Source organism: Thiomonas bhubaneswarensis (genome assembly GCF_001418255.1).
GTDB lineage: Bacteria > Pseudomonadota > Gammaproteobacteria > Burkholderiales > Burkholderiaceae_C > Thiomonas > Thiomonas bhubaneswarensis.
Genome location: NZ_LIPV01000001.1, coordinates 183,489 through 196,610 on the forward strand (window position 1 = coordinate 183,489; position 13,122 = coordinate 196,610).

Below are 13,122 nucleotides of genomic sequence, written 5' to 3' on the forward strand. Positions count from 1 at the left end.
ATGACCTGGGCTGGAAAAATTCTGCGGGTGAACCTCACACAGGGCACCGTCAATAGCGAACCGCTGAACATGCAGTGGGCGCGCGACTACATCGGCCAGCGCGGTCTGGCCACCAAATACTTCGTCGAGGAGGTGGACGCCAAGGTCGATCCGCTCTCGCCCGACAACAAGATCATCTACGCCACCGGGCCGCTGACCGGCACCATGGTCTCCACCGGCGGGCGCTACTCGGTCATCACCAAGGGCGCGCTGACCGGCGCCATCGCCTGCTCCAACTCCGGCGGCTACTTCGGCGCCGAACTCAAGATGGCGGGCTGGGACATGATCATCGTCGAAGGCAAGTCGCCCAAGCCGGTTTATCTCTACATTGAGAACGACAAGGCCGAGCTGCGCGACGCCTCGGCGCTGTGGGGCAAGACCGTGTGGGAGACCGAGCCCTGGATCAAGACGCAGCACCAGGACCCGCTCATCCGTGTCAGCTCCATCGGCCGCGCCGGTGAAAACGGCGTGATGTACGCAGCGGTCGTCAACGATCTGCACCGCGCCGCCGGGCGCTCTGGCGTGGGCACCGTGATGGGCAGCAAAAACCTCAAGGCCATTGCCGTGCGCGGCACCAAGGGCGTGGGCAATGTGCGCGATCCCAAGGCCTTCATGGCGGCGGTCAACGCCGGCAAGAAGGTGCTGCACGACAACGCCGTCACCGGCCAGGGCCTGCCCAAATACGGCACCCAGGTGCTGATGAACGTGATCAACGAGATCGGCGCCATGCCCACGCGCAACCATCGCGATGTGCAGTTCGAGGGGGCGAAAGACATCTCCGGCGAGGCCATGCACGAGCCGCGCAAGTCCGACGGCAAGCCCAACCTCGTCACCAACCAGGCGTGCTTCGGCTGCACCATCGCCTGCGGTCGCATCAGCAAGATCGACGAAAAGCACTTCAGCGTGGAGAACAAGCCGCAATACTGGGGCGCGTCGGGTGGTCTGGAATACGAAGCCGCCTGGGCTCTGGGCTCGGCCAACGGCGTGAACGATCTGGAAGCGCTCACCTATGCCAACTTCATCTGCAACGAAGACGGCATGGATCCCATCACCTTCGGCGCCACCGTGGGCGCGGTGATGGAGCTGTACGACATGGGGCTGCTCACCAAGGAGCAGCTCGGCATCGAGGCGCCGTTCGGCTCGGCCAAGGCGCTGACCTATTTCGCCGAGATCACCGCCCGCGGCGAAGGCTTCGGCAAGGAACTCGCGCTGGGCAGCAAACGGCTGACCGCCAAATACGGCCATCCCGAGCTGAGCATGAGCGTCAAGGGTCAGGAGTTCCCGGCTTACGACAGCCGCGGCATCCAGGGCATGGGCCTGGCCTATGCCACCAGCAACCGCGGTGCCTGCCACCTGCGCGGCTACACCGTGGCTTCCGAAGTGCTGGGCATTCCGGTCAAGACCGACCCTCTTGTCACCGACGGCAAGCCCGAACTGGTGAAGGCGTTTCAGGACGCCACCGCGGTGTTCGACTCTGCGGGCATCTGCCTGTTCACCAGCTTCGCCTGGACGCTGGCCGACGTGCAGCCCCAGCTCGCCGCCGCCTGTCTCGAAGAGTTCACCATGGACGAGTTGAACACCATCGGCGAGCGCATCTGGAACATGGAGCGCGACTACAACAACCGCGCCGGCTTCACCGCCAAGGACGACACCCTGCCTCCGCGCCTCCTCAATGAGCCAGCCAAGACCGGCCCGGCCAAGGGGCTGACCAACAAGCTGCCCGAGATGCTGCCGAGGTACTACGAGCTGCGCGGCTGGACGGCAGAAGGCACGCTCAAACCCGAAACTCGCGCACGGCTGGGGCTGTGATCTGCCGTTGCCCATCCTCCCACGGTTGCGTGGGAGGAGCCGGGCGCCCGTATGAAGTTCGCAACCTTGGGCAGCGACCATGAAACACCACGTCATCATCGGCAACGGCCCGGCAGGGGTCGTTGCCGCCGAAACCCTGCGCAAGCACGTCCCGGCGGACGACGCGATCGTCCTGTTCGGCGACGAAGACACGCCGCCGTATTCGCGCATGGCCATTCCTTATCTGCTGCACGGTGACATCACCGAGCGCGGCACCTGGCTGCGCAAGGATGCGCAGCACTGGAAGCAGCTGAACATCACCCTGAGCCATGACCGGGTCAAGGCGCTGGACAGCGCAGCGCGCACGCTCACGCTCGAATCCGGCAGCACCCAGGCCTTCGACACCCTGCTGATCGCCACCGGCTCCAGCCCGGTGCTGCCGCGCATTCCCGGCATCCATGCCCAGCGAGTACACACCTGCTGGACGCTGGACGACGCCCGCGCCATCGCCCAGTTCGCGGTGCCCGGCGCGCGCGTCATCCAGCTCGGCGCGGGCTTCATCGGCTGCATCATCATGGAAAGTCTGGTGCGCCGCCGCGTGCAGCTCACCGTGGTCGAGATGGGCGACCGCATGGTGCCGCGCATGATGGGCGAGACGGCGGGCGGCATGATCCGCGACTGGGTGCAGGGCAAGGGCGTGACGGTGCATACCGGAGCGCGCATCGAATCCATCGAATCCAACCCGGCCGACCTCGCCGCGCCGCTGGCGGTGCGACTGTCCAGCGGCGAGCGCCTGGCCGCCGATCTGGTGATCTCCGCGGCGGGGGTCAAGCCCAACATCGCCTTCCTCGAAAACTCGGGCGTGCGCTGCCTGCAGGGCGTGCTGACCGACGAGCGCATGCAGACCAATGTACCCGGCATTTTTGCCGCGGGCGACTGCGCCGAGGCCTTCGATCCGCTGTATGGCAAGCCCATCGTCAGCGCCATCCAGCCCAACGCCGTCGATCAGGCCTATGTGGCTGCCATGAACATGGCGGGCAAGCACGCCAGGCTGCGCGGCGTGACCCAGATCAACGTGCTCGACACCCTTGGCCTGATTTCCGCGAGCTTCGGCCAGTGGCAGGGCGTGCCCGGCGGTCAGGGCGTGGAGCGCACCGACCGCGCGGGCTTTCGCCACCTGAGCCTGCAGTTCGACGGCGATGTCATGGTGGGCAGCAACAGCATCGGCGCCACCGAGCACATCGGCGTGCTGCGCGGGCTGGTGGAAGGTCGGGTGCGACTCGGCGCCTGGAAGGACCGGCTGCTCGACGACCCCACTCGGCTGATGGAAGCCTATCTCGCCAGCGCCCAGAGCCAGGACCGCCGCGGTGATGCGGTGGTGCACTAAAGCGCCGTGAACCAACCCGGCATGAACGCCGCAGCAGCGCCCGCCCCGGAGAGGCCTCAGAGCGGGGCGCGCATCACCCTCAAGCTGATGGCCACGCTCACCGACTATCTGCCCCAGCCGCGCCAGGGCCACCAGATCACCCTCGACATCGCCCCAGGCACGACGGTGCAGGACGTGATCGAGCGCTTTCGCCTGCCCTGGAAACAGGTGCATCTGGTGCTGGTGGACGGGGTGTACCTCTATCCCGACCAGCGCGACACGCGCGAATTGCGCGACGGCGAAACCCTGGCGATCTGGCCGCCCGTGGCCGGTGGCTGACCGCGCCGAGCCCGCACGCGCATGTACGGCCTCGATGCCCCGGCACGCACCCGGCTCGACATGACCCTGACGCGCGCCGACTTCGCCCGGCAGATCCGCGCGGCCTTCCCTTCGGCTCGTGAACCTTCACCCGGCCTGTTTTCAGGGCAGGACGAAGGATGTGAATGGTCGGTGCAACTTCAACCTGCCGCCCCGCTCAAGCTCGGGCTGTTCGAGCTCGAACGCTGGTGGGTCGATGTCGCGGTGTTGGCGCAGTCTGCGGCCGAGCGGGCGCAATGGTGGCAGCGCTTCAGCGCCCACTTTCAGAAAGGCGGCGGGTAAGCTGGGAGCTGGTCTGAGCATCCACCCGCTCGGCCTCGCGCAGAATGGCGTCGAGAATGACAGGCACCTCGAACACCGCACGGTTGTGATGCGCCGCCACCCGGGCTCGGCAGGCGGGCAGATCGGCCAGAAACGCGGGCAGCGCCGCGCCGATGCCGCGAAAACTCGGCAGCACCAGGCCGAAGCCGTTGTCGCGCACCCAGTCGGTGTTGTAGCGCTCCTGCGGCATAGTCCAGGCATTGCGGGCAACGATGACTGGCAGCCCCAGATGCAGCGCCTCGCTGAGCGAACCGGGGCCGGGCTTGCCGATGAAAAAGTCGCCCAGCCGCATGGTCTCGGCCACCTCGCTGGTGAAGCCCATCACCAGTCTGGGCGCCGTGGCCGGCAATAGCAGCAACCGCTCGGCCAGACGGACGTTGTGGCCGCACATCAGTATCAACTGCACATCGGGCAGACGCTCGGCAATGGCCAGCATGCTGCGCGAACCGTGGCCGCCGAACATCACCACCCCGACCGGACGCGCCGGATCGAAACCCAGTTCCCGCAGTCGGGCCTCGCGGTCGAAGCCGGTGGGGGGGCGATAAAAGTCCGGCCGAATGATCATGCCCGATGTCGCGTGCACCTTGTCGGCAGGAAAACCTGCGTCCAGCGCCTGATTCACCGCGTGCGGCGTGCCGCAGATGAGGTGCTGATCCTGGCCCTGCTCCATCCAGAAATGCGGCGGAAAATCGGCCAGATCGGTCAGCAGGGTCACGTACGGCACCCCCGGCAGCGTGGCCGTCAGACTTTCAAAGAGCGAACGATTGAAGTTGGGAATGAGCGACACCACCAGATCGGGCTCGGTGCGCAGCCAGTGCAGCTTGAGAATCTTCAGCAGCGTGGGGTGCAGCAACCTCAACGCGCCCTGCAGCAACTTCAGTTCGTGCCGCAGGCCGATGGTCAGCCCGCGCGCCAGGCGGGCGTTGTAATAGTCTTCAGGCGAAAACGTGTATTTGCGCAAGGTGCCCTGGGGATCGAGCACTTCGGTCAGATTGACCAAGCGCACCTGCCACGGCAGGCCACTCTGGGCGATGCTTTGCTGTAGCGCCAAGGCCGAGGCCCGGTGGCCGCCGCCGGCGTTGAAATAGATCAGATCGACTGTTTTCATCGGCACCTAGTGAGGCGGAGCAGCGCGGGCTGCGTTATCCATGTGACGACATTACCACGTCATAGTTTCAGCCAAGCACGGGAAAATTGTAAATTTCACCGCCACCAGATTGAGAAAATGCGCAAAATCGGGTTTTATTGACGTTGACGTCGGCGCCTGCGTCGATACTCACCCCCAAAAATCCGGACTTGGAGTCATCATGAAATTCAAACTTGCCCTCATTGCTGCAGCCATGCTTTCACTCGCCGCCTGTCAGAAGGCTCAAGAGGCCGCCAGCAACGCGGCCAGCGCCGCCCACTCGGCGGCAAGCTCGGCGATGGCCGCTGGCGCCAGCGCAGCGGGTGCCGCCGCCAGCGCGGCACACGGTGCTGCGGCCACTGCTGCGAGCGCGGCGGGTGGCGCGATGGATCATGCCGCGAGTGCCGCGCAGGGCGCGGCCAGTGCTGCGGGCCACGCGGTCGACAACGCCGCCAGCGCAGCCAAGGAAGCCGCGGCGTCGGCCGTGCATTCGGGTGCGGCTGCCGTCTCCGATGCCGCAAACAAGGTCAAGGAAGCCACCACCAAGCCCTGAGCCCCGTCTGCGGCCAGGAAAAGCGGCGAACTTCGGTTCGCCGCTTTTTTTGCGCCACGGCCGCATCAGGTGATTTCGGCTTCCGGGTTGTCGAGGCTGAACACCTCAGCGTTATCGTCATAGGCGTAGATCTCGGCGTAGCGGCCCCAGTCGATCGCGGTATCGAGCACGCGCCGCGCCTCGTCCTCGCTGAGGTGGTCCTCGAGCTCGGTGAGAAAGCGCGAGTCGGGCGCGCGGTGGTTGTAGCGCTCGTCGAGCACGGTGCGGATGCGCGCCACCAGCGGCACATGCTCGATCAGGTGGCGGGCGAAGATCTGCTTGCGCTCTTGCAGCGTGCCATCGACGAACTGCCTTCCTGCGGGCAGCAGCATGATGTCGCCCTCCTCCGCCTGGGCGAACCCCAGCAGTTCCGCGCCCTCGATGAGCGGGAAGAGTTCGTCCACCGAGAAGTGCATGTCCTCGGCGAGTTCGGGCAGGCTGATGCGGGTGTTGGCGCTGCTCTTTTCAAGCGCATCGAGTTCTTCGAGCAGACCGGCCAGGGCGTTAACCGACAGCGAAGGCAGGCGCAGGCCGATGCCCGGCACCTGCTTGCGTACCGCGTCGCGCCCGGTGGGGCGGGCGGTCATGGCGCCATAAATGCCCTCGACCAGATCGCGGAACTCGGTGGATTCGCGGTCGCGCGGATGCGGCAGATCGATGCGCATTTCGCTGATCACCCGCCCCGGGTTCGATCCCAGGATGACGATGCGGTCGGCCATGAGCACGGCCTCCTCGATGTTGTGCGACACCAGCAGAATGCCCCGGGTGGGAATCTTGCGCTCGGCCCACAGGTCGAGCAAATCGGTGCGCAGGGTCTCGGCGGTGAGCACGTCGAGCGCGGAGAAGGGCTCGTCCATCAGCAGCACGTCGGGGTTGATGACCAGGGCGCGGGCGAAACCCACGCGCTGGCGCATGCCGCCCGACAGCTCGCGCGGATAGGCCGACTCGAAGCCGTCGAGGCCGATGAGGTCGATGGCCGCGAGTGCGCGGGAGCGGCGCTCGGCGGGTGGCACCTTGAGCGCTTCCAGCCCCAGCTCGACGTTCTGCAGCACCGTCAGCCAGGGAAACAGCGCAAAGCTCTGGAACACCATGGCAAGGCCGGGCACCGGTCCGTCGATCGGTTCGCCCCGGTGCAGCACCGTGCCGCTGGTCGCGGGCACCAGCCCCGCCAGGGTGCGCAGCAGGGTGGACTTGCCCGAGCCGGAGCGGCCCAGCAGCACCAGAATTTCGCCGTCGCGCAGATCGAGATCGACGCCGTCGAGAATGGTCAGCTCGCTGCCCTCGGGCGTGCGGTAGGCCTTGCGCACCCCTGCCAGATGGAAGATGGGCACGGCATCTGCGACTTGGTTCGGGTCGAGCGTGGGAGCGGCTTGCATCGGAACTCCTTGTTCAATCGAGCCGCACGCGGGTGGCGGCGATTTGATAGAGGCGGTGCCAGACCAGACGGTTAATGGCGATGACGTAAAGCGCCATCACGCCCACACCCAGCCCGACCTTGAGCATCTGCCCCTGCTGCGTGGCCTCGGTGATGTAGGCGCCCAGCCCGGTGGCGACCAGGGTGTGGCTGCCCCAGCTCACCACTTCGGCCACGATGCTGGCGTTCCACGCCCCGCCCGAGGCGGTGAGCGCACCGGTGACGAAGCCGGGGAACACCGCTGGCAAGTACAGCTTGCGCCACAGCAGCCAGCCGCGCAGACCGAGGTTGCGACCGGCCTCGCGCAGATCGCTTGGGATGCTTGAAGCCGCGCCGATGACCGAAAACAGGATGTACCACTGACTACCCAGGATCATTAGCGGCGCGGTGAATACGTTGACATTCAGATGCCAGTGCACGATGGCCACGACCACCAGCGGAAACAGCAGGTTGGCCGGAAACGCCGCGAGAAACTGCGCCACCGGCTGCGCCACCGCGGCCCAGCGCGGGCGCAGACCGATCCAGATGCCCAGCGGCACCCAGATCAGCGCCGAAATTGCCACCAGCACGAACACTTTCAGCGCGGTGAACGCCCCGAGCAGCAGCACATGCCCGACCTGCGGCCAGCCGAAGTCGCGCGGCAGCACCAGCACCAGAGCGACGATCAGCCCCAGGGTGAACAGCACTACGCAGGCGACGAACACCCGGTCTCCCCAGACCGAACGCTGGCGCTGCGCCGGGCGGTGCAGAGGCACCGCAGGCAGCAACCGCACGCTGATCTCCCACAGCACGGCGGGCAACCGCGCCAGCCGCTGGGTGAGGCGGGTGCGCCGCAGGAAGTCGAGCACCACCGAGCGCGGCGCATCCACGCTGACGGTGTTGTCCAGGCGGAACTTGTCGGCCCAGGCGACGATGGGGCGGAACAGCAGAAAGTCGTACGACAGAATCACCACGACCATGGCGAGAATCGCCCAGCCGATCGCGCCCAGATTTTTCGCCGCGATGGCCGCCGCGATGTACGAGCCCACGCCCGGCACCGAGACCTGCTGACCGGAGACGGTCAACGCCTCGGCGGCCACGACGAAGAACCAGCCGCCGGACATGGACATCATCGCGTTCCACAGCAGACCGGGGGCGGCGTAGGGCAGCTCCAGCTTCCAGAACCGCTGCCAGGCGTTGAGGCGATAGAGCGTGGCGGCCTCGCCCAGATCGCGCGGCACGGTCTTGAGCGACTGGTAGAGGCTGAAGGTCATGTTCCAGACCTGCGACGTCCATACCGCGAAGATCACCGCGAACTGCAGCCCGAGCATGCTGCCCGGAAACAGCGCGATGAACCCGGTCACGGTGATGGACAGATAGCCCAGGATGGGCACCGACTGCAGTACGTCGAGCAGCGGCACCATGATTCTCTCGGCGTAGCGGTTGTTGGCCGCGATCCAGGCATAGATCAACGTGAACACCGTGCTGGCGGCCAGCGCGGCGAGCATGCGCAGCACGGTGTAGAGCGCGTATTGCGGCAGATCGCCCGGATCGAGCGACAGTGCCACAGTCTCGCCCAGATGGAAGGGCTGCGCCATCTGTCGGCTGGCGTGGCCGATGATGAGCAGCATGCCGATGACCAGGGGCAGCGCGATCAGATCGCGGCGGTTGGGCAGCGGCAGAGCCAGCGGACGCAGATTGAGGGCCATGGGCGCGAGCGGGAACGGAAATGGCGGGCCAAAAGCGCTGAAGTCTAGCGAGATGGCGATGAATTTTCGATCTTGCGCGCCGATCGCCTCCTCATGCAGACGTATCCGGACGTTTCGCGCGAAAAGGCACTGCCCGATCTCCGTTTCGCGCCTCGCCAGGTGGGGCAATCGATGTCTTTTCGCCAACCCCATGCACAATGCAGGCATGCAAGCCAGAACCTATCTTCGCGCCTCGCTGGTGGCGGCCCTCGTCGTCATCAGTCTGAAGCTGCTCGCCTGGAAAGTCACCGGCTCGGTAGGCTTTCTGTCGGACGCTATGGAGTCCATCGTCAACGTCGCCGCAGCGGCGTTCGCGCTGTTCATCGTGCGCATCGCCGAGGCGCCGCCCGACGCTGATCACCCCTACGGTCACACCAAGGCGGAGTATTTCTCCAGCGGCATCGAAGGCTTGCTCATCGGTGTGGCCGCGGTGCTCATCATGATCGAGGCCGGCCATCGCCTGACCCATCCGCAGCCCATCAGCGACGTGCCTCTGGGCGCGGTGATTTCGGCGCTGGCCACCGCCATCAATCTGGGCGTGGCGCTGTGGATGTTGCGGGGCGCGCGGCGGCTGCGCTCCATCGTGATCGAAGCCGATGCCCGCCACCTGATGACCGACGTCTGGACTTCCGCGGGGGTGATCGCCGGGGTGCTCTTGGTGCCGATCACAGGCTGGCTCTGGCTCGATCCGGTGATCGGCATTGCGGTGGCGCTGCACATCCTGAGCGAAGCCTTTTCACTCGTGAAGCGCTCGGTGGACGGGCTGATGGACAAGTCGATGGACGATGACGATCTGGCCGGTCTGCAGGCCGTTCTCGACCGCTTTCGCTCGGCCGACCTGCGTTTCGACCATGTGCGCACGCGCGTGGCCGGCACCCGCCGCTTCGCCTCGATGCACCTGCACATGCCGGGACACTGGACGCTGCAGCGTGCGGCCAACTGCCGCTACGCCGTGGAGAAGGCGCTGCTCGAAGCCTATCCCGGTATGTCCGTGACCATCGAAATGCTCACCTCCGCACAGGAAAGCCTGCAGGAGGAAAATGCGCAGATGTCGGTCCACGCCGAGTGCTCACAACAACACCCGGCGCCTCAGCAAGACTGAAGCGAAAACCGAACACCCCACGTTTACCGCCCCGGAGAGATCCATGCAACTCACCAGCCCCGCCTTCACCGATGGTCAGCCGATTCCCCCGCAATACGCTTTCTGCAAGCCCTCGGCCGTGGGTCATGTGGCCCTGTCGAACAACTTCAACCCGCCGCTGGCCTGGTCGGGCGTGCCCGAAGGCGCCAGAAGCCTGGTGCTGATCTGCCACGACCCCGACGTGCCCAGCCGCGCTGACGATGTCAACCTCGAAGGCCACGTCGTTCCGTCCGACCTGCCGCGGGTGGACTTCTATCACTGGCTGCTGGTGGACATTCCCGTCAGCCGCAGCCAGATCGGCGAAAAAGAGTTCAGCCACGAGGTCACCGCGCGCGGCAAGCCCGGGCCGGATTGCGCCGACGGCATGCGCCAGGGTGTGAACGACTACACCGCCTGGTTTGCCGGCGACCAGGACATGGCGGGCCAGTACTTCGGCTACGACGGCCCCTGCCCGCCCTGGAACGACAGCCTGCTGCACCATTACATCTTCACCCTCTACGCCCTCGATGTGCCGCGTTGTCCGGTCGAGGGCAGCTTCACCGGGGCGCAACTGCGCGCGGCCATCGCTCCGCATGTGCTGGCCCAGGCCAGTCTCACTGGCACCTACACCCTCAACCCCGCCTTGCGCTGACCCATGCCCGACACGCCCGAAAAGTCCGACTCTCCGCCAGCGGCGCCGCAGCAGCCCAGGCGTGGCATGAATGTGCAGCTCAGCGGCCTGCTGGGCATCGTCATCGCCATCGTGGTGCTCGTGGGCATCTTCTCCCTGCTGCGCGAGCGTCTGGTGAACCGGCCCGTGGATGCGCCGCAACTGCAGCTCGCCAACGACAGCCCCTGCATGGCCGACGGCATCAAGGCGCTGGCGGCCAGCGGCAAGGCCATCACCTACGGCCAGCTAGGCAAGCTGAAGAAGCAATGCGGGGAAGACGGCGAGTAGCTTCGCAAGGAAACGCTGGGCAAACCATCACGCGCGCCTGAACCGCACCTGCACCCGCAGGCCGCGGCTGCCATGCCCGGCGCTGGGCGGCTCGCTCAGTGTCACGTCGGCATCGTGCTGGCGGGCGATCTCGCGCACGATGGCCAGCCCCAGGCCGCTGCCTTCGCTGCCGTTGTCGAGAACCCGGTAGAACGGCTCGAACACCAGCGCCCGCTCCGCCTCGGGAATGCCGGGGCCGCTGTCGTCGACTTCGAGCAGCACCGCCGCCGGGTGCGGCCCTTCGCCCGCAACGCCGCGCAAGCGCAGGGTGACACTGCCTCCTGGCGGGGTGTAGGTGATGGCGTTGTGCAGCAGATTCTTGATCAGCTCCTGCAGCAGCAGCGCATGGCCGCGCACGCGCAGCGGCTGGGGCGGGCTGTCGAATTCCAGTTCGAGCTTCTTGTCCAGCGCCAGCATGGCCAGCTCCTGCATGGCCTCGGCGGCGGGCTGGCGCAGATCGAGGGGCTCGAACACAGCGCGCGCAACGTCGCCCTGGTTTTCGGCGCGGGTCAGCGCCAGAAGCTGATTGACCAGACGTGTGGTGCGCTCCACGCTGCAGCCGATCTGCCGCAGGCTGGCGCGCAGTTCCTCGGGGTCGGTCTCGCGCTGCGCCAGTTCGGCCTGCATGCGCAACCCGGCCAGCGGCGTCTTGATCTGGTGGGCCGCATCGGCGACAAAACGCTTTTGCGTCAGCAAGGACTGCTGCAGGCGCGCGAACAGGCTGTTGATCGATTCGACCAGGGGTGCGATTTCCTCGGGGGCCTCGCGTTCGTCGATCGGGCTGATGTCGTCGGCGCGCCGCCTGCGGATGCGCGCCTGCAGCTCGTTGAGCGGTGCAATGCCCTGCCCCAGCCCGAACCAGACCAGCAGGATGAAGATGGGCACCACCACGAATTGCGGCAGGATGACGCCTTGCACGATGTCGCGCGCCAGCCGGGTGCGGGCGTCCATGCTCTGCGCCACCTGCACCAGCACCGGCCCCGCGCGGGCCTGCCCGGGTGCCTCAGGCGGCCAGGTCCAGGCCGCGGCCAGCCTCACGGCGTGACCGCCGATCTCGCCATCGCGCCACACCACCGCCAGCGCCGCAGAAGCATGGCTCGGCGGCAACAGCGCCGGTAACGGTAGACCGGCCGCGCCCGCCAGCAGCGTGCCCGAGGCACCGCGCACCTGATAGCCCACGATGCCCCCGGCGGGCGGATTCTGCAGCGTCTGCTGCCACAGGGCCGACCGCACCGCGCCCTGCGCGCCCTGCGTCTGAACCTGAGCGGCGAGCTGCCGCAGGGTGTGTTCCAGCGCGGCGTCGTAAGGCTTGGCGGCAATGGCCTGCGCCACGAGGTATGTGATGCCGATCGACAGCGGCCACAGCAGCAGCATCGGGGCGAGCATCCAGTCGAGAATCTCGCCGAACAGCGAGCGCGCATGCCGCCTGCGCCCCTGCCCGCCTTCCCGCCGGGGCGGGTTGTCCGCCGCAGGGGTTTCAGGCATCGGGACGGGCGGCCTCGGTAGCCGCCGAAGTCGACGGGGCGATCTTCTCCAGGCAGTAGCCCAGACCGCGCACCGTGGCGATGCGCACCGGCCCCACCTCGATCTTCTTGCGCAGGCGGTGCACATAGACCTCGATGGCGTTGGTGCTCACCTCTTCGCCCCAGACGCACAGATGCTCGACGAGCTGATCCTTGCTCACCAGGCGGCCTGCGCGCTGCAGCAGCACTTCGAGCAAGGTGAGCTCGCGCGCCGAAAGCTCCACCACATGGCCGTCGAGCGTGACCACGCGGCCGGTGGTGTCGTACTGCAAAGGGCCATGCTGGATGATGGCGCTAGCCCCGCCCATGCCCCGGCGCGCCAGCGCCCGCACCCGCGCTTCGAGTTCCTGCAGCGCGAACGGTTTGGCCATGTAGTCGTCGGCGCCCAGATCGAGTCCGCGCACCTTGTCTTCCACGCTGTCGGCGGCGGTGAGGATGAGCACCGGCACGGTGGTGCCGCGGGCGCGCAGTTTGCGCAGCACCTCGAAGCCCGACAGCCGCGGCAGCCCCAGGTCGAGAATCAGCAGATCGAAGGAACTCGATTGCAGCGCCGCGTCGGCACTGTTGCCGTCGGCCACCTGATCGACCGCATAGCCCAGCGCACGCAGCGAACGCAGCAGGCCGTCGGCCAAGACCCGGTCATCTTCGGCAATCAGTATCCGCATGCACGTCCCCTTGTTGTGCTCTGCGCCGTGAGCGCGTCTGGCGCGATCCGGCGATTTGGTGCGGAT

The 13,122-nt window shown here is 66.7% G+C and carries 13 protein-coding genes; 8 read left to right on the forward strand and 5 right to left on the reverse strand.

Annotation, left to right across the window (positions count from 1 at the left end; all coding sequences use genetic code 11):
• The 4 genes from ASC45_RS00895 to ASC45_RS00910 all read left to right on the forward strand — a co-directional run bounded on the left by ASC45_RS00895 (position 1) and on the right by ASC45_RS00910 (position 3,853).
• Positions 1–1,848 (forward strand): aldehyde ferredoxin oxidoreductase family protein, encoded by a 1,848-nt coding sequence (locus ASC45_RS00895; protein ID WP_055449150.1) that lies wholly within the window; start codon positions 1–3, stop codon positions 1,846–1,848.
• 79 nt (positions 1,849–1,927) lie between these two features.
• The gene (locus ASC45_RS00900) at positions 1,928–3,214 is read left to right on the forward strand and encodes an NAD(P)/FAD-dependent oxidoreductase (protein WP_055449151.1); all 1,287 of its coding nucleotides are present in this window, start codon (positions 1,928–1,930) and stop codon (positions 3,212–3,214) included.
• Positions 3,215–3,235: 21 nt separating this feature from the next.
• Entirely contained in the window at positions 3,236–3,532 is a 297-nt protein-coding gene (locus tag ASC45_RS00905) for a MoaD/ThiS family protein (RefSeq protein WP_055449152.1), read from the forward strand.
• A gap of 21 nt (positions 3,533–3,553) precedes the next feature.
• The gene (locus ASC45_RS00910) at positions 3,554–3,853 is read left to right on the forward strand and encodes a hypothetical protein (protein ID WP_055449153.1); all 300 of its coding nucleotides are present in this window, start codon (positions 3,554–3,556) and stop codon (positions 3,851–3,853) included.
• On the opposite strand, the gene ASC45_RS00915 is transcribed toward ASC45_RS00910, so the two are convergent.
• Complete coding sequence (locus ASC45_RS00915) at positions 3,822–5,000, reverse strand: glycosyltransferase family protein (RefSeq protein ID WP_245609899.1); 1,179 nt, start codon at positions 4,998–5,000, stop codon at positions 3,822–3,824. The two genes, ASC45_RS00910 and ASC45_RS00915, sit on opposite strands and share 32 nt — an antisense overlap.
• 199 nt (positions 5,001–5,199) lie before the next feature.
• On the opposite strand from ASC45_RS00915, the gene ASC45_RS00920 reads away from it, so the two are divergent.
• On the forward strand, positions 5,200–5,571 hold the full coding sequence (locus tag ASC45_RS00920; RefSeq protein WP_055449155.1) for a hypothetical protein: 372 nt from the start codon (positions 5,200–5,202) through the stop codon (positions 5,569–5,571).
• A 65-nt stretch (positions 5,572–5,636) separates the two neighbouring features.
• Here the strand turns inward: ASC45_RS00920 and ASC45_RS00925 are convergent, their stop codons facing one another.
• Together ASC45_RS00925 and ASC45_RS00930 are read right to left on the reverse strand one after the other, a co-directional pair.
• Positions 5,637–6,986 carry an ABC transporter ATP-binding protein gene (locus ASC45_RS00925; protein ID WP_055449156.1) on the reverse strand — a complete coding sequence of 450 codons (1,350 nt, stop codon included), beginning with the start codon at positions 6,984–6,986 and terminating at the stop codon, positions 5,637–5,639.
• Positions 6,987–6,999: 13 nt separating this feature from the next.
• Positions 7,000–8,712 (reverse strand): ABC transporter permease, encoded by a 1,713-nt coding sequence (locus ASC45_RS00930; RefSeq protein ID WP_055449461.1) that lies wholly within the window; start codon positions 8,710–8,712, stop codon positions 7,000–7,002.
• Between the two features lie 205 nt (positions 8,713–8,917).
• Here ASC45_RS00930 and ASC45_RS00935 point away from each other — a divergent pair, with 205 nt between their 5' ends.
• From ASC45_RS00935 to ASC45_RS00945, 3 genes are read left to right on the forward strand one after another with little or no spacing between them, the layout of a single operon-like run.
• Positions 8,918–9,853 (forward strand): cation diffusion facilitator family transporter, encoded by a 936-nt coding sequence (locus ASC45_RS00935; protein WP_055449462.1) that lies wholly within the window; start codon positions 8,918–8,920, stop codon positions 9,851–9,853.
• A gap of 43 nt (positions 9,854–9,896) precedes the next feature.
• A complete protein-coding gene (locus ASC45_RS00940; protein WP_055449157.1) occupies positions 9,897–10,523 on the forward strand; it encodes a YbhB/YbcL family Raf kinase inhibitor-like protein in 627 nt (208 codons plus the stop codon).
• 3 nt (positions 10,524–10,526) lie between these two features.
• Positions 10,527–10,829 carry a hypothetical protein gene (locus ASC45_RS00945; RefSeq protein ID WP_055449158.1) on the forward strand — a complete coding sequence of 101 codons (303 nt, stop codon included), beginning with the start codon at positions 10,527–10,529 and terminating at the stop codon, positions 10,827–10,829.
• Positions 10,830–10,856: 27 nt separating this feature from the next.
• Here the strand turns inward: ASC45_RS00945 and ASC45_RS00950 are convergent, their stop codons facing one another.
• The gene (locus tag ASC45_RS00950) at positions 10,857–12,353 is read right to left on the reverse strand and encodes a sensor histidine kinase (protein ID WP_055449159.1); all 1,497 of its coding nucleotides are present in this window, start codon (positions 12,351–12,353) and stop codon (positions 10,857–10,859) included.
• A complete protein-coding gene (locus tag ASC45_RS00955; protein ID WP_055449160.1) occupies positions 12,346–13,056 on the reverse strand; it encodes a response regulator in 711 nt (236 codons plus the stop codon). The genes ASC45_RS00950 and ASC45_RS00955 overlap by 8 nt, the downstream gene beginning before the upstream one ends.
• Between the last annotated feature and the right edge of the window lie 66 nt (positions 13,057–13,122).

Excerpts from the sequence above, each read along its gene's own strand:
- ASC45_RS00895 (WP_055449150.1), top strand. The coding sequence starts at position 1 with ATGACCTGGGCTGGAAAAATTCTGCGGGTGAACCTCACACAGGGCACC.
- ASC45_RS00900 (WP_055449151.1), top strand. The coding sequence starts at position 1,928 with ATGAAACACCACGTCATCATCGGCAACGGCCCGGCAGGGGTCGTTGCC.
- ASC45_RS00905 (WP_055449152.1), top strand. The coding sequence starts at position 3,236 with ATGAACGCCGCAGCAGCGCCCGCCCCGGAGAGGCCTCAGAGCGGGGCG.
- ASC45_RS00910 (WP_055449153.1), top strand. The coding sequence starts at position 3,554 with ATGTACGGCCTCGATGCCCCGGCACGCACCCGGCTCGACATGACCCTG.
- ASC45_RS00915 (WP_245609899.1), bottom strand. The coding sequence starts at position 5,000 with ATGAAAACAGTCGATCTGATCTATTTCAACGCCGGCGGCGGCCACCGG.
- ASC45_RS00920 (WP_055449155.1), top strand. The coding sequence starts at position 5,200 with ATGAAATTCAAACTTGCCCTCATTGCTGCAGCCATGCTTTCACTCGCC.
- ASC45_RS00925 (WP_055449156.1), bottom strand. The coding sequence starts at position 6,986 with ATGCAAGCCGCTCCCACGCTCGACCCGAACCAAGTCGCAGATGCCGTG.
- ASC45_RS00930 (WP_055449461.1), bottom strand. The coding sequence starts at position 8,712 with ATGGCCCTCAATCTGCGTCCGCTGGCTCTGCCGCTGCCCAACCGCCGC.
- ASC45_RS00935 (WP_055449462.1), top strand. The coding sequence starts at position 8,918 with ATGCAAGCCAGAACCTATCTTCGCGCCTCGCTGGTGGCGGCCCTCGTC.
- ASC45_RS00940 (WP_055449157.1), top strand. The coding sequence starts at position 9,897 with ATGCAACTCACCAGCCCCGCCTTCACCGATGGTCAGCCGATTCCCCCG.
- ASC45_RS00945 (WP_055449158.1), top strand. The coding sequence starts at position 10,527 with ATGCCCGACACGCCCGAAAAGTCCGACTCTCCGCCAGCGGCGCCGCAG.
- ASC45_RS00950 (WP_055449159.1), bottom strand. The coding sequence starts at position 12,353 with ATGCCTGAAACCCCTGCGGCGGACAACCCGCCCCGGCGGGAAGGCGGG.
- ASC45_RS00955 (WP_055449160.1), bottom strand. The coding sequence starts at position 13,056 with ATGCGGATACTGATTGCCGAAGATGACCGGGTCTTGGCCGACGGCCTG.